Source organism: Pseudocolwellia sp. G5-9, from assembly GCF_055808995.1.
Genome location: NZ_CM147893.1, coordinates 333,496 through 352,974, shown reverse-complemented (window position 1 = coordinate 352,974; position 19,479 = coordinate 333,496). Strand labels below are relative to the sequence as shown.

20 protein-coding genes and 1 tRNA gene are annotated in these 19,479 nt (G+C 36.1%); 7 read left to right on the top strand and 14 right to left on the bottom strand.

Annotated elements, in window-relative coordinates:
* Positions 1-28: 28 nt before the first annotated feature.
* Genes AC0L5Q_RS01485 through AC0L5Q_RS01475 form a run of 3 tightly spaced genes read right to left on the bottom strand, consistent with a single transcriptional unit; the run spans position 29 to position 1,996 of the window.
* Positions 29-721, bottom strand: a complete 693-nt coding sequence (locus AC0L5Q_RS01485; protein WP_473613951.1) for a response regulator — start codon at positions 719-721, stop codon at positions 29-31.
* Complete coding sequence (locus AC0L5Q_RS01480; protein ID WP_473613949.1) at positions 721-1,143, bottom strand: DUF3019 domain-containing protein; 423 nt, start codon at positions 1,141-1,143, stop codon at positions 721-723. Before AC0L5Q_RS01480 ends, AC0L5Q_RS01485 begins: the two co-directional genes overlap by 1 nt.
* Complete coding sequence (locus AC0L5Q_RS01475; protein ID WP_473613945.1) at positions 1,133-1,996, bottom strand: MipA/OmpV family protein; 864 nt, start codon at positions 1,994-1,996, stop codon at positions 1,133-1,135. The genes AC0L5Q_RS01480 and AC0L5Q_RS01475 overlap by 11 nt, the downstream gene beginning before the upstream one ends.
* A 588-nt stretch (positions 1,997-2,584) precedes the next feature.
* Here AC0L5Q_RS01475 and AC0L5Q_RS01470 point away from each other — a divergent pair.
* On the top strand, positions 2,585-3,493 hold the full coding sequence (locus tag AC0L5Q_RS01470; protein WP_473613941.1) for a methyl-accepting chemotaxis protein: 909 nt from the start codon (positions 2,585-2,587) through the stop codon (positions 3,491-3,493).
* A gap of 103 nt (positions 3,494-3,596) precedes the next feature.
* On the opposite strand, the gene AC0L5Q_RS01465 is transcribed toward AC0L5Q_RS01470, so the two are convergent.
* The 5 genes from AC0L5Q_RS01465 to thrS all read right to left on the bottom strand — a co-directional run bounded on the left by AC0L5Q_RS01465 (position 3,597) and on the right by thrS (position 8,126).
* Positions 3,597-4,700, bottom strand: coding sequence for a phosphoribosylaminoimidazolesuccinocarboxamide synthase (locus AC0L5Q_RS01465; RefSeq protein WP_473613937.1), 1,104 nt, complete (start codon positions 4,698-4,700; stop codon positions 3,597-3,599).
* A 153-nt stretch (positions 4,701-4,853) separates the two neighbouring features.
* Positions 4,854-5,210 carry a 50S ribosomal protein L20 gene (rplT, locus tag AC0L5Q_RS01460; protein ID WP_076418046.1) on the bottom strand — a complete coding sequence of 119 codons (357 nt, stop codon included), beginning with the start codon at positions 5,208-5,210 and terminating at the stop codon, positions 4,854-4,856.
* A 15-nt stretch (positions 5,211-5,225) separates the two neighbouring features.
* Positions 5,226-5,420: a 50S ribosomal protein L35 gene (gene rpmI / locus AC0L5Q_RS01455; protein WP_077342442.1), complete on the bottom strand. Its 195-nt coding sequence runs from the start codon at positions 5,418-5,420 to the stop codon at positions 5,226-5,228.
* Positions 5,421-5,592: 172 nt separating this feature from the next.
* Positions 5,593-6,138, bottom strand: coding sequence for a translation initiation factor IF-3 (gene infC / locus AC0L5Q_RS01450; protein WP_473613929.1), 546 nt, complete (start codon positions 6,136-6,138; stop codon positions 5,593-5,595).
* Between the two features lie 77 nt (positions 6,139-6,215).
* Positions 6,216-8,126 (bottom strand): threonine--tRNA ligase, encoded by a 1,911-nt coding sequence (gene thrS / locus AC0L5Q_RS01445; protein ID WP_473613925.1) that lies wholly within the window; start codon positions 8,124-8,126, stop codon positions 6,216-6,218.
* Between the two features lie 285 nt (positions 8,127-8,411).
* Here thrS and AC0L5Q_RS01440 point away from each other — a divergent pair, with 285 nt between their 5' ends.
* Positions 8,412-9,080 carry an START domain-containing protein gene (locus AC0L5Q_RS01440; RefSeq protein ID WP_473613921.1) on the top strand — a complete coding sequence of 223 codons (669 nt, stop codon included), beginning with the start codon at positions 8,412-8,414 and terminating at the stop codon, positions 9,078-9,080.
* Positions 9,081-9,108: 28 nt separating this feature from the next.
* Here AC0L5Q_RS01440 and AC0L5Q_RS01435 read toward each other — a convergent pair whose 3' ends face one another.
* Positions 9,109-10,752 carry an NAD(P)/FAD-dependent oxidoreductase gene (locus AC0L5Q_RS01435; RefSeq protein ID WP_473613917.1) on the bottom strand — a complete coding sequence of 548 codons (1,644 nt, stop codon included), beginning with the start codon at positions 10,750-10,752 and terminating at the stop codon, positions 9,109-9,111.
* 167 nt (positions 10,753-10,919) lie between these two features.
* Between AC0L5Q_RS01435 and fdxA the strand changes: the two genes are divergently transcribed.
* Positions 10,920-11,252 carry a ferredoxin FdxA gene (gene fdxA / locus AC0L5Q_RS01430; protein WP_473618246.1) on the top strand — a complete coding sequence of 111 codons (333 nt, stop codon included), beginning with the start codon at positions 10,920-10,922 and terminating at the stop codon, positions 11,250-11,252.
* A gap of 209 nt (positions 11,253-11,461) precedes the next feature.
* Positions 11,462-11,659, top strand: coding sequence for a CPXCG motif-containing cysteine-rich protein (locus tag AC0L5Q_RS01425; RefSeq protein WP_473613913.1), 198 nt, complete (start codon positions 11,462-11,464; stop codon positions 11,657-11,659).
* A gap of 24 nt (positions 11,660-11,683) precedes the next feature.
* Here the strand turns inward: AC0L5Q_RS01425 and AC0L5Q_RS01420 are convergent, their stop codons facing one another.
* Positions 11,684-12,319 (bottom strand): riboflavin synthase subunit alpha, encoded by a 636-nt coding sequence (locus AC0L5Q_RS01420; protein ID WP_473613909.1) that lies wholly within the window; start codon positions 12,317-12,319, stop codon positions 11,684-11,686.
* A gap of 102 nt (positions 12,320-12,421) precedes the next feature.
* Here AC0L5Q_RS01420 and AC0L5Q_RS01415 point away from each other — a divergent pair, with 102 nt between their 5' ends.
* Together AC0L5Q_RS01415 and AC0L5Q_RS01410 are read left to right on the top strand one after the other, a co-directional pair.
* Positions 12,422-13,780, top strand: a complete 1,359-nt coding sequence (locus AC0L5Q_RS01415) for an MATE family efflux transporter (RefSeq protein WP_473613905.1) — start codon at positions 12,422-12,424, stop codon at positions 13,778-13,780.
* 151 nt (positions 13,781-13,931) lie between these two features.
* Positions 13,932-14,008, top strand: a tRNA-Val gene (locus AC0L5Q_RS01410).
* A 78-nt stretch (positions 14,009-14,086) separates the two neighbouring features.
* On the opposite strand, the gene darG is transcribed toward AC0L5Q_RS01410, so the two are convergent.
* Positions 14,087-15,157 carry a type II toxin-antitoxin system antitoxin DNA ADP-ribosyl glycohydrolase DarG gene (gene darG, locus AC0L5Q_RS01405; RefSeq protein ID WP_473613901.1) on the bottom strand — a complete coding sequence of 357 codons (1,071 nt, stop codon included), beginning with the start codon at positions 15,155-15,157 and terminating at the stop codon, positions 14,087-14,089.
* Positions 15,158-15,165: 8 nt separating this feature from the next.
* Positions 15,166-15,660 carry a type II toxin-antitoxin system toxin DNA ADP-ribosyl transferase DarT gene (gene darT / locus AC0L5Q_RS01400; protein ID WP_473618245.1) on the bottom strand — a complete coding sequence of 165 codons (495 nt, stop codon included), beginning with the start codon at positions 15,658-15,660 and terminating at the stop codon, positions 15,166-15,168.
* A gap of 61 nt (positions 15,661-15,721) precedes the next feature.
* On the opposite strand from darT, the gene AC0L5Q_RS01395 reads away from it, so the two are divergent.
* Complete coding sequence (locus AC0L5Q_RS01395; RefSeq protein WP_473613897.1) at positions 15,722-17,179, top strand: ApeA N-terminal domain 1-containing protein; 1,458 nt, start codon at positions 15,722-15,724, stop codon at positions 17,177-17,179.
* Positions 17,180-17,299: 120 nt separating this feature from the next.
* Here AC0L5Q_RS01395 and AC0L5Q_RS01390 read toward each other — a convergent pair whose 3' ends face one another.
* Both AC0L5Q_RS01390 and AC0L5Q_RS01385 read right to left on the bottom strand, forming a co-directional pair.
* Positions 17,300-17,491, bottom strand: coding sequence for an SEC-C metal-binding domain-containing protein (locus tag AC0L5Q_RS01390; RefSeq protein WP_473613893.1), 192 nt, complete (start codon positions 17,489-17,491; stop codon positions 17,300-17,302).
* 70 nt (positions 17,492-17,561) lie between these two features.
* Positions 17,562-19,415 carry a protein adenylyltransferase SelO gene (locus AC0L5Q_RS01385; RefSeq protein WP_473613889.1) on the bottom strand — a complete coding sequence of 618 codons (1,854 nt, stop codon included), beginning with the start codon at positions 19,413-19,415 and terminating at the stop codon, positions 17,562-17,564.
* Between the last annotated feature and the right edge of the window lie 64 nt (positions 19,416-19,479).

The following is a 19,479-nucleotide window of genomic DNA, read 5'->3' as shown; positions in this document are numbered from 1 at the left end:
AAAAGTAAAACTAAGAATAAACGCTTCACTAATCCCAAGCTGTTTTACTCAATAAATATCCTTTACCCCAAACGGTTAAAATTTTAGTTGGGGTTTCAGTATTATCTCCTAATTTTTTTCGTAAGCGAGATACTCTGACATCAACACTACGATCAAGCCCATCATATTCTCTGCCTATCATTTTTTTATGTATATATTCGCGGCTTTGAGGTTCACCAGCATGATGTGCTAATAACCAAAGCAACTCAAATTCATGGCTTGTTAAATCAATAATTTCTTGATTTAACATAACTGTTCTTGACGGTTTATTTATAGATAAGCCACCATAATTAAGTTGTTCAATATTCGCCTTTTTAAGATTAGCATTACGTCTAAGTAGCATATTTATTCGTGCTAATAAAACATGAGGTTCAACAGGTTTAATAATATAGTCATCGGCGCCTATTTCTAATCCTAATACATGATCAAAATCACTGTCTTTAGCGGTAAGAAAAATGATTGGTTTTTCAAATGAACTTCTGATTTTACGGCAAATACTAAAACCATCAAGCTTAGGCAACATAACGTCTAATATAACTAAATCTAATGAGTTTTTTTGAATATAGCTTATGGCTTGATCACCTTGGTTTAATACAGATACCTGAAAGCCACTTTGCTCTAAAAAAGTTGAAATTAATTTAGATAATCTCATATCATCTTCAACTAACAATATGTGCTTCATTAAAATAAACTCCATTGCGATCGTAATCGTCTTCTGTATTTGGTTGAACTGCTCGCATTCACTTTTACATGCTGTTTAGCCAACACTTTATCTTGGTCTTTTAAGGTAAAAATAATATCTTGAATTAACGACAATTCTAATTTTTTCTTAATTTGACGTTTTTTTTCCCAACAAGTAATTAAGTCATCGTTTTGATATAAACATGCATCTATTGCTAATCCAGCTTGCCACATAACAAAGGCCGTCATTTGACAAAGATCTCCCCTTGTTTTTACAACACAAATAGAAGGAGAAATAGACATGTTAATAACACTCGAGGTTTCAGAACTTTGTAATACAGTTGATGTTAATTCGTCTTGAGCGACAACTTGAGTACTTATATTAAATATAATTAACATTAAGAATTTTTTTTTAAAATTCATAGAAAAAACCTACAAACATTAAATCAATATAACGGTCTTCAACGAGTGGACTTAAATAGGTATTATTGTCTAACCTTTTTCTTTTAAGGTAACTTTTAAACGTCCAATCTGGTGATAATTTATATGCATAACCAATACTTATATAAGGGTTAATACTTGATTTACCTTCGAATAAATCACTATTATAAATCGTTTCTGATTCATCAATACCATAATAATAATCAACCAAATTAGCGCTATTCCATTGCACCCCTACGGTTAGTTCTAAAGATGATTCTGTTGTAACACTCAATGTTTTTGAAGCTTCTAGGTTAGCGTTCAAACCATTATAAACGCTATTAACGTCATGCATAATTTGTAATTCAGCATTCATTGAATCTGATATAAACCAATTTAGCTGTAAACCTGCATCTAACGCCCATTTCCTTTTTCTGACTTTATCAGGGCTGATCTTGATACTTGCGCCAAAACTGGGTACAGATTCTACAAAATCGTTAGATAAATTAGGGATAAAAATGTTTTGAGGATGCCATCGAGTAAAAAAGGCTTTTTCAACATTTGCTTTAGTGATCACACTTAACGTTAGTTGTTCGCTTTCTATAAACGTATAACCTAATGTGTTGTTTTGAAAAAAAACACGTTCACCATAATAACTAATACTAGGCACTACAATTAAAGGGATATTTTTACTGTCGTACAAAGGATTAGTATAAACTCCCGCCCCTACACCTACTGATAACTTCCATTGTCCAACGGGCGCACATAAAGTACTTTCAGCTTCGCATTGAGCAAAACTGTATGTGCTAATACTGTACTGACAAATAATAAAAAAAATGGATAAGAGATATTTCAACAGCTGAACAAACTAATTTTAGTGATTTATTAAGACAATCTAACACGACTAAAACTGAATTCCATCTGCAATTACATCAAATTACATTTAGTAGCACTTAACTACAATAAGATCATAAAAAAGGAGAATAATATACCTGTTGAGTTCAACTACCGCACATTCGATGAATCGCTTGAACACTCAGAAATGAGCATCTTAATTGGTAGCGGGTATATATTATATTCACAGTTTACATGCATAAAAAAGCTATTGGACAGATAGTAAACAAATAAGAGCGTTTTTTTAAACTAAGAAAAAAACACATATAATCAATTGAAAGTAATGTGTTTTCGTATTTAATAGTCATTTACACACCATAGAAAAATTCATATTTACCTGAGCATAAAAAGTAAATTCATATAAAAGTAGACAGACTCTTTACGAAACATTATATTTTTACAACTTATTAAAAACTAATTGTATATTTCAACTATACTAGTTAAGTCTTCAATAAAATTAATGTATTAGGTTTTCAATGCCGTTGTCGTATTTATTCAAAAAAGTATGAATAAACAACATGATAAATGATAATAAAATGGAAAAAAATTTATGCTCTCTTTTTTTAATAAACAAAAAATATCTCCTAACGAAACCATAATTGATAAAGCTGAACTAGAAATTTTAAAAACAAAAGCAGGAATAGTTGATCAATTAATTGCAAACGAGTTCCAAGAGAAAGTATCGGTACTCGCTTCCAATACCCAGCTCGCAAGCCAAGCGTCATTAACGCACCTAAGCAAAATAGAAAATAACTTTCAACTAGTTAGCCGATTAGCAGAACAAGCAACAGCTATGGCTGACTTATCGGCAAACTCAGTATCTACAGCACAAGAAACATCATCTAAAAGTGCAATAAGCATAGAACAATTGCAGTCTCTTTCAGATAAAATTTCTACGGCCGAAAAAAACATTTCTGAATTTACGGTACTACTTGAAGGCTTAACTAATAACAATAAAACTATTTCTCAATCATTAGAAGCGATAAAAAGTATCGCAAGTCAAACAAACTTACTTGCTTTAAACGCAGCAATAGAGGCAGCTAGAGCCGGTGAACATGGTCGAGGATTCGCAGTGGTAGCTGATGAAGTAAGAGCTTTAGCAAGTATCTCAAACGAATCAGCTGAACAAATACATGAAGGAATGGGAAAAATAATGGGCATTTCAGATGATATTATTACACAACAAAAAATTGTTGTGGGTAGTATTGAAGAAAGTCTTGAGATTACGTCAAATATAGTAACTGACTTAGGCCAAGTACATTCTCTTTCTCTAGAGAGTACTCATGCTGCTGAAGCTGTTATAGCACAAATGCATCAACAAGTTGGCGAAACTAACCATATTTTAGAAAACATTGCAGATATGCTTGATGAATCTAAGCATGCAATTGATGAATCTCACACCAATGTAGCCTTAAGTGAAGATATTATAAGAGAACTACCTTCTTTAGGAAATTTATAAAACCCCAAGTTTTATGTGAACCTAGGTTCACATAAAAAATAAAAAACCACATTATATAATGTGGTTTTTTATTTTTTATTTCACGATTCAGTATTTCATAAAGCTAATCAATAAGCTGATATTCATCTCTTAAAATATCGATAACTTCTTGTTTAGGATTATCAGAAATTACAATTTTACTCTTAGTAATTTTCTCAGCAATGGCCGTATAAGTATCAGAAATAGCCATTAATGCCGATTCAGGTAACTCATTATTTTTTGCTAATGCTTCTCTTTCGACCATTCTCTCTTTATTCAATAAAACATCGGGATCAGGAAAGTGATTTAATAAGAACTGACGGAAGCCTTCTTTAGAGTTCTCAACGATATTACCTTTTTGGTATTCGTTAGCATCCCAAATACGCGATGAATCAGGTGTACCAACTTCATCCATATAAATAAGCTTTTCGGCGCCAGTTTTATCTTTTACATAACCAAACTCAAATTTGGTATCAACAAATATTTGGTCAATTTCAGCTAATGCATCTGAAATAACATTAAAACCTTCAGTTAATAGTTTTTCGTATAACGCAATATCATCAGTCGATTTAAAATTAAAAGCGTCAAAATTATCAACAATGTTCTTACGTGTGATATTTACATCATCAGCTTCAGGAACATCTGGAATTCCTTTCAAAATACCTTTTGTTGAAGGCGTTTGAAGTAATTTAGGTAACTTAGAATCTTTTTGTAAACCTTCTGGTAATTCAATACCACAAAAGTCGCGTTCACCTTTACTATATGAACGCCACATTGAACCCGTTATGTATTGACGGCAAATAGCCTCAATCATTACTGGTTTAGCTTTTTGAACAATCCATACGAAAGGATGTGGAATATCTAAAATATGACTATCAGCTAAACCTTTTTCTTGGAATAACTTAAACCAATGATTTGAAATGGCATTTAAAGCGGCTCCTTTTCCAGGAACACCTTTCATACCACCTTCGCCTTTCCATATACAATCAAACGCTGAAATACGGTCGCTGATCACCATAATAGCTAAGGCAGTATCTTCTGCTACGTTGTAGCCTTTTTCTTTTATTAAACGTTTACTATCGGTTTCAGTTAACCAATATACTGAACGCACTTTACCACTGTGTACTGGTGCGTCAGTACGAATAGGTAAATCGTTGTTTACCGCTAAAATTTTGTCAGCAAGACTCATGGCAATAAATCCTTCATATCTCAAATATAAAATAATTGTAGCGAATATTATCTGCGTTAAATAACATTAGCTAAAACTATTTATCTATCATTTACAAAACAGAATAGAAAAAGGACGCACTAGGCGTCCTTTCTACTAATCAACATTTCAATCTTAAACTAAAGAAGCTTTCGCTTTTTCAACTAAGAATGTAAAAGCTGCTTTGTCGTATACTGCAATGTCAGCTAGGATCTTACGATCGATTTCAATAGCAGCCTTTTTAAGACCATTAATGAAACGGCTGTAAGATAAACCATTTTGACGAGCTGCTGCGTTAATACGAGCAATCCAAAGTTGACGGAATTGACGCTTACGTTGACGACGGTCACGGTATGCGTATTGGCCAGCTTTAGTTACGGCTTGGAAAGCAACGCGATAAACGCGACTACGAGCACCGTAGTAACCTTTAGCTTGCTTTAGAACCTTCTTGTGACGTGCACGTGCTTGTACACCACGTTTTACTCTTGCCATTTTCTATATCTCCTATTAACCGTGACGTAAAAGTTTTTTAACTGATTTAATATCAGAAGCAGCGATCATGCATTTAGCACGCAAGTGACGCTTAACTTTAGTACGGCGCTTAGTCAGAATATGACGAAGACCAGCTTGTTTGAACTTATAGCCAGTAGCTGTTTGTTTAAAGCGCTTTGCAGCACCTTTATTGGTTTTCATTTTAGGCATTTTTACTAACTCCGCATTGGATGCCAAATTTAAGTAACCTAGGCGAAAACTCATTTAGCTAATTTTACAATTAGTTAGTTAAGCTTTACTTGTAAGCCTGGATCACCAGTGTCCGATAATAGTGGTGAATAAGTTAGCAAGCTAGCTTATTACTTTAACGACCAAATATTATCTATTTTTTAGGGGCTAAAACCATCACCATTTGACGCCCTTCCGCTCTACGAGGGAAAAACTCAACTACAGTTAGTTCTGCTAAATCGTTTTTAACGCGAGTTAACAAATCTAAGCCTAGTTCTTGGTGGGCCATTTCACGACCTCGGAAACGTAAAGTTACCTTGATCTTGTCGCCATCCTCTAAAAAGCGCTTCAGGCTGCGTAGTTTTACCTGATAGTCACCTTCATCTGTACCAGGTCGGAATTTAATTTCCTTAACCTGTATTTGTTTCTGCTTTTTACGAGCTTCTTTTTGTTCTTTGGCTTTTTCATACAAGAACTTACCGTAGTCCATCACTCGACAAACCGGCGGCTGTGCCGTTGGGCTGATTTCTACTAAATCCACACCGGCTTCTTCAGCTTGATTCATAGCTTCGTCTAGAGTAACAATTCCTCCAGCTTCGCCATCATAACGGATCAAACGTACTTCTGTACCTGTAATTAATTCATTCAAACGATGAGCTGGCTCTTTTTGCCCGCCTCGTTGACCACCTTTAATAGCCATGTTCCTCCAAAGAACTTTGTTCCCATATTTTATTACGTAAGTGTAATATATGGATTATAAAATATTATTATACCTGTTTATGCTCTTGAGTTAACTTCTTCCGTTATTTTCTCAATAAAACCATCAACAGACATTGTACCTAAATCTTCACCACTTCGAGTTCGTATTGCTATTTCGCCGGATTCCATCTCTTTATCACCAACAACTAACAAATACGGAACACGCTTCAAAGTGTGCTCGCGGATTTTAAAGCCTATCTTCTCATTTCTCAAGTCTAGTTTTGCTCTAAATCCACTTTCTTTCAGTTTTTTTACTACTTTTTTGCAATAATCGCTCTGTTTGTCGGTAATATTCATTACAGTGACTTGATTTGGCGATAACCACGTTGGAAATTTACCTGTGTACTCTTCAATCAAAATACCAATAAAACGTTCTAATGAACCTAAAATAGCACGATGGATCATTACTGGTGTGTAACGTTCGTTATCTTCGCCTACATAAGTAGCACCTAAACGCTCAGGTAAAGCAAAATCGAGTTGTACTGTACCACATTGCCAGTTACGACCTAAACAATCTAATAAAGTAAATTCAATTTTAGGACCATAGAAAGCACCTTCACCTGGAAGATACTCAAAAGTAATACCTAAATCAGTTAATGCTTGCGCTAAACCTTGCTCAGCTTTATCCCAAATTTCATCACTACCAATACGTTTTTCAGGTCGTGTTGATAATTTAACGATGATATCTTCAAAGCCGAATGATTTATAAACATCGTAAACCATTTGAATACATTTGGTTACTTCGTCTTGAACTTGGTCTTCAGTACAGAATATGTGTGCATCGTCTTGTGTAAAACCACGAACGCGCATTAAGCCGTGTAATGAGCCAGATGGTTCGTTACGATGACAACAACCAAACTCAGCCATGCGTAATGGCAAATCGCGGTAAGATTTCAAACCTTGGTTAAATATTTGAACATGACCAGGACAGTTCATTGGTTTTATCGCATATTCACGCTTCTCAGAAGTCGTTGTGAACATGTTTTCAGCGTACTTGTCCCAATGTCCTGATTTTTCCCAAAGCACGCGATCCATCATTAACGGACCTTTAACTTCGTCGTAATCATATTCATGAAGTTTTTCACGAATAAATTTTTCTAATTCTGTATAGATAGTCCAACCATCGTTGTGCCAAAACACCATTCCTGGCGCTTCTTCTTGCCAATGGAATAAATCTAATGTTTTACCAATTTTACGGTGATCACGCTTTTCAGCTTCAGCTAAACGTTGAATATAAGCTTTAAGCTGTTTTTTATCAGCCCATGCTGTTCCGTAAATACGTTGCAACATTTTGTTGTCTGAATTACCACGCCAATAAGCGCCAGCAACTTTCATTAATTTAAAATGATGACAATGACGCATGCTTGGTACATGAGGACCACGACACATATCGATATATTCAAGGTGATGATATAAAGCTGGTGTGTCTGACTTATCAATGTTTTCGTCTAAAATTTCTAACTTGTATGTTTCGCCACGCTCAGTAAACGCATCGTAAGCATCTTGCCAAGAACCGGTCTTCTTAATAACTTCATAACCTGTTCTTGCTAATTCAGTCATGCGTTTTTCAAGCTTAACTAAATCGTCTTCAGTAATAGATTCTTCTAAATCAACATCGTAATAAAAGCCATTATCAATAGTAGGACCAATAGCCATTTTAGTATTTGGCCATAATTGCTTAATTGCATGGCCTAATAAATGCGCACAAGAATGGCGAATAATTTCAAGCCCTTCACTGTCTTTACTGGTAATAAGTTGTAATGATGCATCGTTTTCAATTAATTCGCACGCATCAACAAGTTTTCCGTCTATACGACCTGCGATAGTTGCTTTGGCTAAACCTGGGCCGATATCAAGAGCAACATCCATAATAGATACTGCGTTATCGAATGAGCGTTGAGAGCCGTCAGGAAGAGTTATTACTGGCATGAAATGTCCTTTGTACAGTGGCGACACACACTAAGTGCCGCTTGCTTTATTTTTATCAATGTTAATATTTGTAGACACCGTATTTATTGAATAAAATCTATTAAATAAAACCATATCTTGCTTAATTTTTTATTTTATTCCAGCGAGGGAATAAATGAGCACGGAAATATAGTGTAATATGGCGCTAATTGCAATAAATATAAGGTTTTTGTTATCTATCTTCTTCATAAAAATAAAGTAAAAAACAATTACACCCTTTTATGTTTTTTAACTATTTTACCTCTCATGATCAGTTTATTTTTCTCTTCGCAAAGTTTTGCGCAAAATACGACATCAAATTTTGCAACAGAGCCTTTAAATGATTCATCTTGGAAAACATGGAAAGAAAATAAAAACATCAAAGTAAATTATCAACAAATTAAAGGCAGCGACTTAATTGAGATAAAAGCACAGGCGGCTATTCAATCTAGCCTTGCTGGATTTCTTTTTTTTATACAAGACACAGATAACATTACGCAATGGCTTGATAACGCGCATTCTAGTAACGTACTAAAACAGATATCGCCTCAAGAAAATATATTTATTACCTCATTCAAAAGTTATTGGCCAATAACTGAAAGGTACATGGTGGTGAATTCTCGATATTGGCAAAATGAAGATCTATCGCTTGAAATTGAAGTACATAATGTGGAAGAGAGTGAATATGTAAATAACGAGATGATTCAAATAGAAGTAATAAAGGCGCATTGGAAGATTACACCGGTTAATAGTCAAAATATTAATATTGTATATACGATTATTGCGGACCCTAAAGGCGCTATTCCATTTTGGTTAACTAAACGCATATCGCTAAATAGTTTATGGAAAACCATGAACAATATGCAAAAGCAACTGCCCTTGTCACCTTGGCAAAAGCATTCACTATCTAATATAAAAGAACATCAAAAGAAATAATTTTGATGTTCTTATCTAACTTTATAAGTTACTGCCTTTTAAGTATATCAAGCGCTATCGCTTCAGCGACTTTAATACCATCAATACCCGCAGATAAAATACCGCCAGCATAACCAGCACCTTCACCCGCAGGATATAAACCATCAACGTTTAAGCTTTGGTAGGTTTCTTTATCACGTGTAATTTGAATAGGTGAAGAAGTACGCGTTTCAACTGCAGTAAGCGTTGCGTGCTCCATAGCAAAACCTTTTATTTTCTTTTCAAAAGCCGGTAATGCTTCTCTAATGGCTTCAATTGCATAAGGCGGTAATGTTTCACTTAAATCGCAGTAGGTAACACCGGGCTTGTAAGACGGTTCAACACTACCATGCTCGCCTGATTTTCTGCCAGCTAAAAAGTCGCCAACCAATTGCACAGGTGCATCATAGTTTTCGCCACCAAGTTTATAGGCAAACTCTTCTAGTCGTCTTTGTAATTCAACACCCGCTAAAACATTTTCGGTTTCGTCACTATCGCTACCATAAGAGAAATCTTTAGGATCGATCCCTACAACAATCGCACTATTTGCGTTACGTTCATGGCGTGAATACTGACTCATACCATTCGTTACCAAACGCCCTTCTTCAGATGCTGCGGCTACAACGGTTCCACCTGGGCACATACAAAAGCTGTAAACAGAACGACCATTTTTACAGTGATGAACCAGTTTATAATCAGCAGAACCTAAAATAGGATGACCTGCGTTTTTACCAAAGCGAGCATCGTCAATAACCGATTGCTCATGCTCAATTCTAAACCCAATCGAAAATGGCTTAGCCACCATGTACACATTTTTATCGTTTAACATTTTAAAGGTATCGCGTGCGCTATGCCCTACCGCTAACGCCACATGTTCGGTATTTATAACTTCACCTGTAGCTAATTTAACACCCACAACTTTGCGTTTATCTTCGTTTTCTTCAAATAAAATATCGTCTACACGCTGACTAAAACGAATTTCACCACCTAATTCAATAATTTTGGCGCGCATTTTTTCAATCATGGTGACTAGTTTAAATGTACCTATATGCGGCTTACTTACATACAAAATTTCTTCTGGTGCGCCAGCTTCAACAAACTCATGTAATACTTTACGGCTGTAATGCTTCGGGTCTTTAACTTGGCTATAAAGTTTACCGTCTGAAAAAGTACCTGCTCCACCTTCACCAAATTGCACATTTGATTCTGTGTTTAATACTTTTTTACGCCAAAAGCCAAATGTATCTTTTGTGCGTTCGCGTACTTCTTTACCACGCTCTAAAATAATCGGTTTAAAACCCATTTGCGCTAACACTAACCCAATAAATAATCCACATGGGCCAAAGCCAATAACTACAGGTCTTTGTTCTAATGTTTTTGGTGCTTCGCCAACAAAGTAATAATGAGTGTCGGGGCTAGCTTTTACATTATTGTCATCAACAAACTTTTCAAGCAATTGCTCGTTAATCGTGGTTTCAACATCTATGGTGTACATCAAAATAATGGTATTTTTTCTACGTGCATCGTAACCACGTTTAAACACATTAAAACTCACTAACTGATCAGCATTAATTGACAGTTTATCTAAAATGGCTTGTTCTAATTCTTCATGTTGGTGATTAAGATCTAACTTTAGGTTGGTCAAGCGAAGCATAAAATATCCAAAACAGCGTACCCCGTAGGGTAAAATAACAACTAATGCCTTTATTTTACCCCAAGAGCATGGTGATACCAATTTAATTAATGAAATCAGTAATTGAATTTGTTTATGTTCAAGGTATGATCGCCTGCAAAATATTTCATCAAATAAAAGGAAAAAACGTGGCGTTTGTTGTTACCGATAATTGTATAAAATGTAAATACACTGATTGTGTAGCCGTATGTCCGGCTGATGCTTTTTATGAAGGGCCTAATTTTTTAGCTATTAACCCTGATGATTGTATAGATTGTGACTTATGCCCAGTTGAATGCCCTGCGGGTGCAATATTTCAAGAAGACGAAGTACCCGAAGATCAAAAAGAATTTATTGAATTAAATGCTGAGCTGTCGCAAGTATGGCCTAGAATAACCGAAGTAAAAGCCCCACCAACAGATGCAAAAGAATGGGACGGCGTACCCAATAAAATTGAACACCTCATTATTGATAGCCAATAATATTAATTCCCTTACTGTTTAATGGTTTAGTTAAACAGCCCATTTTGTCTAGTGCATTTTATAAAAATTACACCATACTTGTATAGGGCCTGTTGATCTTTCGAATACCTGAAAGTTCAACACCCCCTAATCAGCAATTACAGTTACGGACGATAACACTTAAGGAATTACTAACCCATATTGGTGTAAACCAAAATCTAGGAGGCAACATGCCCCAAGATATAACAAATAAGCGTATCACTTGTCCTCATTGCGGACATCATCTACATGTAACTTTAGACATATCATCAGGCGATCAAGACTACTACGATGAATGCCCGTCATGTTGCCGAGAAATTCACTTTAATTTACATATTGATGAATACCATCAAAAAATTCAGCTAGCTGTAAACAGCGACGATGAATAACGTGATAGCAAAACATCACCTAAATTATTTAGCTTGAGTTAGCTCGCTTAAATTTAATCGTTCGATTGTTTTTACAATCGTGATAGTTTGCTGATCAAATTCAAGGTTCACTTCATCATTCACATTCAGTTTACCTAAATTTGTTCTTGTTAACGTTTCAGGAATTAAATGCACACTAAAAGTATTGTCTTTAATTACACCTATCGTAAGGCTTGTACCATTTACCGTAATAAAGCCCTTTTCAAAAATATACTTTAACCAAGGTGACTCGCATGTAAAATATAGCGCAGTATTGGTTTCTGTTACGTTTTTACGTACTAAAGTAGACTTATATTGAACGTGTCCACTCACAATATGCCCGCCAATTTCATCGCCTACCTTTAAAGAACGCTCAACATTTACCCAATCATATACAGATAAGTTACCCAACGTAGTAACACGTAACGATTCATCTATAATATCAAAAGCGATTGTATAACTGTTATCCGCTTGTTTATTATATTCAACCACCGTTAAACAAACGCCATTTATTGCGATACTTGCGCCAATTTCTAATTTATAAACCAGTTCAGGAGATACACCAATAACTAAACGACTTAATTGATTTTCAGTTGTAATAGAAATAACTTCAGCTTGCGATTGCACTATACCCGTAAACATATATGATCCATGATATTCCAGTTATTCCTCATAATATCAAACAACGTAAATAACTAAAATAAACAAATAATTTATACAGCAACATTCGGAAGAAAAGATCCAATGCATTGGCACAAATTTACAACCAACACAAAAAGCTTAATGAAACTCGCTTACCCCATATTAATAGCGCAACTCGTACAAAATCTAATGGGGTTTGCCGATACAGTAATGGCTGGCCGAGTAAGTGCCACCGACATGGCAGCAGTAGCAATAGCCAGCAGTATTTGGTTACCTCTTATATTATCTGTTGCTGGTTTAATCATGGCGTTAGCCAGTATTGTTTCGCAATTTGCAGGCGCTAACAAATTTGACCAAGTAGCCAAAGCAACCCAGCAAACCGCATGGATTGCCCTTGTTATCGGCTTACTTTTTATTGCCCTGTATTTTGCCATAGCCCCTTTTATTTTTGAAAACGTATCGTTAGACCTCGTTTTAAAACAACTGATGTTTGACTACCTAACCTACATCATTTGGGGCGCTCCGGGTTTTTTCTTATACCTAGTATTAAGAAACTACTCAGAAGGCTTATCTCATACCAAACCCACAATGATCATCAGCCTCATTGGCTTAATTGTTAATGTTCCAGCCAATTACATCTTTATTTATGGTGAATTTGGAGCACCCGCCTTAGGTGGCGCAGGTTGTGGTATTGCTACCGCCATAGTGTATTGGGTTATGTTTTTAAGCACATTAGGTTACACCTACTTCGCAAAAGCATTATCGCATGCGCCATTATTAACCAAGTTTCATCCGCCGAATTGGTCGCAAATAAAAGGAATTTTGACAATTGGTATCCCTATTTCATTATCGTTATTGTTTGAAGTCAGCTTATTTTCAGTAGTGGCGATTATACTTGCCCCTTTCGGTGCTGAAATAGTGGCAAGCCATCAAATAGCCTTAAGCTTTTCAGGGCTAGTATTTATGGTGCCATTATCTTTATCTATGGCGGTTACCATTAGAGTTGGCTTTGCCGTAGGTAAAAACAAGCACGATGAAGCCAAAGACATTTGCAGCTACTCGGTTATTTTTGGCGTAATAATCGCCCTATTAACCGCAACATTATCACTCGTATTCCGTAATCAAATAGCCGCAATTTATACCATTGACCAGCAAGTTATCGACCTAGCTGTTAGCTTAATGTTTGTAGCCGCCCTATTTCAGTTTTCAGACGCTATTCAAGTAATATCTGCAGGAGCACTAAGAGGCTACAAAGACACCCAAGCTATTTTATACATTACTTTTTGTTCATACTGGATAGTAGGTTTAAGTGTTGGCTTAATACTTGGCTTAACCGATTGGATAGTGCCAAATATGGGCGCTAAAGGCTTTTGGATTGGCTTTATCGTTGGGCTAACTACCGCAGCCGTATTTTTAGCTTGGCGCTTAAAAATAGTACAAAGAAGATACGAATATGCATAGCATTAACGCAAATTGATGTTTAAATAATCATTCAATACTGTATTTTAATTGTAAAGCAACAAACAGCTTGCAACTGTTAAAACAGATCGCTAACATATCGCCTCGTTCGAACACGCTAATAAATTTACATACTTAGCCGTTTAAACAAAAAGCTCGCTTAGCTCAGTTGGTTAGAGTACTTGCATGACATGCAAGGTGTCACTGGTTCGAGTCCAGTAGCGAGCACCATATTCAGGTTCTTAGAACCTAAAAAACGCAATATCTTATAAAATAAGAATTGCGTTTTTTTATGTCTGAACTTTAATTTTATAGCATTGTCGGTGCTTTATTCTCTAGCCAGTTTTGTTCTTTTAATCGATCCCACGCAGCAATAATATGAGCAGGCTTCATTTGAGCTTTACGTCGACTCCAGTTATGAACTTGTTTAACTAAGCTCTCACTCGTTACGTCATTCCCGTCTGACTCTTGTGTTAAAACCCAATGAACAGTAGAAAGTAACTCCATACCATTTTGAGATTCAAAACCTTCAATAAGTTTAGCAACTCTACCAAATCTTTCTTTAGTGTCTTTGTGTTTATCTAAATAAGCTAATGCTTCTTGCGCTGCATCTTTTTTTAATTCAATTGGAGTTTCTGGTTTATTTAAACCATCAGCATAGCCACTAATGAAATGCCCTTCCATTTTATCTAAAACATGACGTAATACATCAGCATAAGGGCCAAAGTGATGCTTTTGAAAAACCACTTTATTTAAAGGCTCACCCACAGCAGTTAGAAAATAAACAAGTTTCTGCACTTCTAATAAAGATAAACGATAGTTAAAACCTGTTGATACATACCGATCAATCAAACCTATAACAGCAGCACGACCAATCGTCATTTTAGGGCGCTTAGTATTATTAAGCATAACGTCTGCTTTGGGTGCCTCTTGAGGCGGATATAATAGCCAATTAACTTCAGGAAATTCAGCTAATGAACTTTGTATTAATTGTTCTACATCTTGCCAAGGCAGTCCACCTAAACCACTGCCTAATGCAGGAATAGCAACTGACTTAAGGTTTAACCGTTTAACTTCAGCTTTTAAACTATCTAGACCCTGTTCAATATATTCAAGTTTAGATTTTCCTTTCCAGTGGGCTTTAGTTGGAAAGTTTATTATAAAAAATGGGGGGCTCATTGAATTCAAAGAAACTGATAATACCTTGCCTGTAATCATAGAATGATCATCACAAGCTTTTTTATATTCTTTAAAGTTTTCAGGAAATGCTTTTTTAAATTGTAACGCCAAGCCCTTTCCCATAACTCCTACAGTATTAACCGTATTAATAATGGCATCAGATTGATCGTGTAAAATATTACCTTTTTGATATGTAATCATATTAGTCTCTAGTAATACCACTCTGGTCGCACAATAACTTCTGGTTTATGTACAACACCTTGTAGTAAAACGGTCACCTCATCTGCTATTGCTTGAGTTTTAACACCTATTTGTTGAATACTTTGCCATTGAACTGATTCAAAAACTAAAAACTCAGCTTGTTTTTCTTCTTTAAAATCTTGCCAATATCGTTCATTGATTATTCTATTAAGATCTAATTCACTAATACGTATAAAATCATCAATTTGCTCAGCATAATCTAAATCAGCATGAATATCTGTGAAGAAGCAATTTTGATTAGTTAATCTAATTGTATCAATATCACTTATAAAGTGCAGTATTCTTTCTTGCCCACCTTGGAAATCATCATGCCCTTTATGAATAACAAAAAGCATAACTGAACGAGGACAAAAATTAAAAGGAACATACTGCCCAATAGTTCCGCCAGCAGGAAACTTAATAAACTGATGTTGGCGAAAGGAGCTGCCATAGAATAAATTGATACAATAAAATTCTTTATGTTATTGTCAGCTTAATATCAGAATATGGTTGTGTAGGGAATATATGGAAGAATCAATTAATGCAAACTTTGAAATAGGGAATAACAAGAATGTATCAGGAGTGCTAGCCCCGACCTCTAAAGAATTTAAATGTTGGTCTTCTGAACTTATACCCCTTAACCCACACTCAAATATATATGGTAAAACACATACAGGACAACCAGTAACTCTACTAAATTGTATTTTTCGTAAATACACTCAATATTCGGTTGGCAGCTCTTGCTCTTTATTTTCACATACGATGATATTAGGAAATGAACATGTTTTTCCTGAAACAGATCTTTTTGACTCTATATCGTTAACAGTTGAGAACCCTCTTAAATTATTTCAAGACATTGATTCATTTGGGTATATACATTCTCCAAAAGAAGCATTAATAGAGGCACTTAATGAAGAAAAGTATACTCCTCACTTTAATATTGAAAATAACCCACGTATTGCATATTTCAATGGTGATTCTGAAATTTTTAGTCAATGTACAAAATTAGGAACTATTACTGCAACCCACGCACACAGTATGAGACTTAGGGGAAGTGTAGAAGGTGCTCAACTAAAAAATAAAGTTTTTATAACTATCGACTTTACGGTTCCGTGCAAATTAGAAGTAGCCTTCAAAAAAGCCAACTTATTAGCTTTGTTTTTGAGATTCATTGCTAGTCAAGGATTACATTTTAAAAATATCCAAGTAAGAAAGTTGGGTGATAAACTTCATGAATACAATGTGCATCATGACTACCGTAATTGGGGCCAAGAAGAGAGTAAAGACAGCTATCACTCAGATCCTTTGATCAATGTAGTTAACGATAATTTTGGTAGTATACTCAAGAATTGGTTTGAGAAAGATGACAGAGAAAATGTTAGGCTTTGCTTTTATAATACTTTTTTTTCAGATTTATACTCATCAAGCAGACTTATTGGTGCAGCTAATATGTTCGACATATTCCCTCATAAATCTGAAAGCTTAGAAAAACAACTTAGTTCAGAAGAAAAATCACAAATTAAAGACTTAAAATCACAAATTAAGTTAAACTTTAAGCCATTTCCCGAAATAAAAAGTTCTTTACTTCAATCTATTAGTTTCTTAGAAAAAAAATCTCTTAAAGAAAAAGTGTTAGGGCGTATGTACATCATAAAACCTCAACTTGTTGGCAGTACACTTGACACTGTTGATTTTGAAATAGTTATAAAATATGGTGTTAAATGTCGAAATTATTTTGTTCATGGCTCGATAGATAGGCACTTGTCTCCAGAGTTATGCTTTCAATTTCAATCTTTTTTCACTGATCTGTTTGAATATATATATATAGTAAGTGAATTAATTGAGTGTGGCTGGAATAGAAAAGATGACAGAGTACTAACATGTCATCACCGTATTAGATCTTACGAAATAGAAATAGAGTCTGGCTCAAAAAAATTAGCTGAGATATTGAAAAATAACAAAATATTCATATCCAAAAATTAAAATAATATTCCATGTTTGGTATGGGTAACTCGTTAAATGTATCAACCGCTGACGCTATTGTTTTAGCCAAATGCGCCAGCCAATTAAGAAAGAAGTAACTTTGTTATAAGCAGCATTTTTTTATGTTTTTTTACCGCTTCCACATGAGCATGGGTCGTTGCGGCCCACTTTAAGTTCTGCAATAAAGGGTTTTGTTGTAGGGTAATTAAAGTCTTCTAATTCACTAAGTTCATTGTTAGTAAATAATGCTTCTAGTATGTTTTCGTCACTTTGCTCGTTGAGCCGTTGGTTAGCAAAGATTAAGACAACCATAAATTTATACTTTTAAATTCATGGCTGTCCCAAACTTTTATATTTAAGTCTGCATAATCACGAAGAGCAACTAAGACGAGCAACTAAGATGTGACAAGCCCCCCACTTCAAAGAACTCAGCCGGTTTCAAGCAATAGTATTTATCTTCCACGAGCTTAGATTGCTCGGCATAAGGTTGTGTCATCACCGTTTGTAGCTCTTGAATTAGCGTATAATCTCCCAACGCTGCTTGCTGATAAGCTGGCACAAGAAACCACTCGCGCAAAATGTATTTTGGGTTAACACGTTTCATCTGCTTCGATATTTCCTCGCTTGTTCGAGGCGAAGCCACATTCGTGTTACTCGCGCTAAAGAGTAGTGTTTTCCATTTTTCTAGCCACTGTGCCCAGCGTTTGTCCATTTCTGCATCTTTTGTATCATCGGTAGCATCAGCAGCGTTATTCGATACGTGATTTGGTATGTTATGGTAAAAGCTTTTCTTTAGCGAGCTAATGTCGTTGGGTATCGACGAGAGTTCGCGAAATAAAATAGTGTAATCAACAGGTGTTTGTTTCATGAGTATTTCTAACTCGCTAAGCACTGCGTTGAAAGATGCTTCGTCGGCGTTTGTATCGTCAGTACCGTCAAAATCACCCGTATCGTCAGAATCAATAACCAAGGTGCTAAGGCCTAGCTTGGCAGCCCACATTTTTTTCATTTGTGTGCGCATTACCTTCGAAAAGTCACCTTGAATGTCGTCGAGCGCTAGTAAATAGTCTTGATTAGACTCTTTATCAGGAATGAGTAACGGTCGTAATGCCGAACAAAACATGTCAAAGTTTTTTTGCGCTGCGTTTGGTTGGTTCATAAACGAGAAATGATGACCGCCGCCGGTCCAAGGTTGATAATACGGTTTAAACACATCGCAAAAACCGAATGGACCATAGTCAAGTGTAAAGCCCCCTACTGCGCAGTTGTCGCTGTTGAAGTTACCTTGGCAGAAACCAACGCGGATCCAATTCGCCACTAGTGATGTAAGGCGGCCTTGAAATTCGCGCGCCAGCTGTACCACTTTTTCGGGCATAGGCAGCTGAGGTTCAATTACGCTAGCGTATTCACGATCAATCACATGTAGTACAATTTTTTCAAGTTCTTCCATCGCTGTTGGGTGTTGGTTGAACCTAACGCGACGAGCGAAAAGTTCGAGTTGACCAACACGCATGAACGACGGTGCAACACGTGTTGATATTGCGATGGGTTCATCAATATATCTATCGGGATTTTGCGAACGCGAACCCGGCGAATACCAAGGTCGTTGAACCTGCTCAGTTTTTGAAACATACAAACTTAAAGACCGTGATGTGGGTACACCTAGTGCGTGCATGTGCTCTTGCGCCAAGAATTCGCGAATACTTGAACGCAACACCGCGCGACCGTCTGCGCCTCTGCAATATGGCGTTTGGCCTCCACCTTTTAGCTGCATTTCCCAGCGTTGATCGTTTATAACGGCTTCAAGTACAGAAATTGCACGACCGTCGCCATAGCCGTTACCTGTTTGAAACGGACACTGCTGAATGTATTCTTGACCATAAATAGAAAGTGCGTAGCCCGTCGCCCAACCAATTTTTCGCATTGGCTTTGGCACATCAGTCATATCACCTGAGAACAGTCGAATAAAATCGGGAGACAGCGCCATACTGTCGGCAAAACCAAGTTCACTAAAGAAGGTTTTGCTGTGCGCTATATATTCAGGTTCTTTAATTGGCGTTGGATTAACAGGAACATAATGACCAGTAAAGACTTGTCGTGGTTCGTGATCAGCACCGTTTTCTGTTGCATCAGGGTCACAGTTGAGCGTGTCCATGAGGGAGTAGTTTGCCAACTTTGCAAGATCGTTGAGCGTCGATATAGTCGAAGAGTTTTTCTGTGGCTGTTTGTTTGTCATCGTTGTAATACCAAGGCCGTAAAGATAAAAAAATATAAATGTTTATACTGGGTATATTACCCCA

What these genes read in the sequence shown, in the direction of transcription:
- AC0L5Q_RS01435 (WP_473613917.1), bottom strand. Translation starts at nt 10,752, where the DNA reads ATGCTTCGCTTGACCAACCTAAAGTTAGATCTTAATCACCAACATGAA.
- AC0L5Q_RS01425 (WP_473613913.1), top strand. Translation starts at nt 11,462, where the DNA reads ATGCCCCAAGATATAACAAATAAGCGTATCACTTGTCCTCATTGCGGA.
- thrS (WP_473613925.1), bottom strand. Translation starts at nt 8,126, where the DNA reads ATGCCAGTAATAACTCTTCCTGACGGCTCTCAACGCTCATTCGATAAC.
- AC0L5Q_RS01420 (WP_473613909.1), bottom strand. Translation starts at nt 12,319, where the DNA reads ATGTTTACGGGTATAGTGCAATCGCAAGCTGAAGTTATTTCTATTACA.
- AC0L5Q_RS01485 (WP_473613951.1), bottom strand. Translation starts at nt 721, where the DNA reads ATGAAGCACATATTGTTAGTTGAAGATGATATGAGATTATCTAAATTA.
- infC (WP_473613929.1), bottom strand. Translation starts at nt 6,138, where the DNA reads ATGGCTATTAAAGGTGGTCAACGAGGCGGGCAAAAAGAGCCAGCTCAT.
- AC0L5Q_RS01440 (WP_473613921.1), top strand. Translation starts at nt 8,412, where the DNA reads ATGATCAGTTTATTTTTCTCTTCGCAAAGTTTTGCGCAAAATACGACA.
- AC0L5Q_RS01390 (WP_473613893.1), bottom strand. Translation starts at nt 17,491, where the DNA reads ATGGTTGTCTTAATCTTTGCTAACCAACGGCTCAACGAGCAAAGTGAC.
- AC0L5Q_RS01415 (WP_473613905.1), top strand. Translation starts at nt 12,422, where the DNA reads ATGCATTGGCACAAATTTACAACCAACACAAAAAGCTTAATGAAACTC.
- AC0L5Q_RS01480 (WP_473613949.1), bottom strand. Translation starts at nt 1,143, where the DNA reads ATGAATTTTAAAAAAAAATTCTTAATGTTAATTATATTTAATATAAGT.
- AC0L5Q_RS01465 (WP_473613937.1), bottom strand. Translation starts at nt 4,700, where the DNA reads ATGAGTCTTGCTGACAAAATTTTAGCGGTAAACAACGATTTACCTATT.
- AC0L5Q_RS01470 (WP_473613941.1), top strand. Translation starts at nt 2,585, where the DNA reads ATGCTCTCTTTTTTTAATAAACAAAAAATATCTCCTAACGAAACCATA.
- darG (WP_473613901.1), bottom strand. Translation starts at nt 15,157, where the DNA reads ATGATTACATATCAAAAAGGTAATATTTTACACGATCAATCTGATGCC.
- rpmI (WP_077342442.1), bottom strand. Translation starts at nt 5,420, where the DNA reads ATGCCTAAAATGAAAACCAATAAAGGTGCTGCAAAGCGCTTTAAACAA.
- rplT (WP_076418046.1), bottom strand. Translation starts at nt 5,210, where the DNA reads ATGGCAAGAGTAAAACGTGGTGTACAAGCACGTGCACGTCACAAGAAG.
- AC0L5Q_RS01395 (WP_473613897.1), top strand. Translation starts at nt 15,722, where the DNA reads ATGGAAGAATCAATTAATGCAAACTTTGAAATAGGGAATAACAAGAAT.
- AC0L5Q_RS01385 (WP_473613889.1), bottom strand. Translation starts at nt 19,415, where the DNA reads ATGACAAACAAACAGCCACAGAAAAACTCTTCGACTATATCGACGCTC.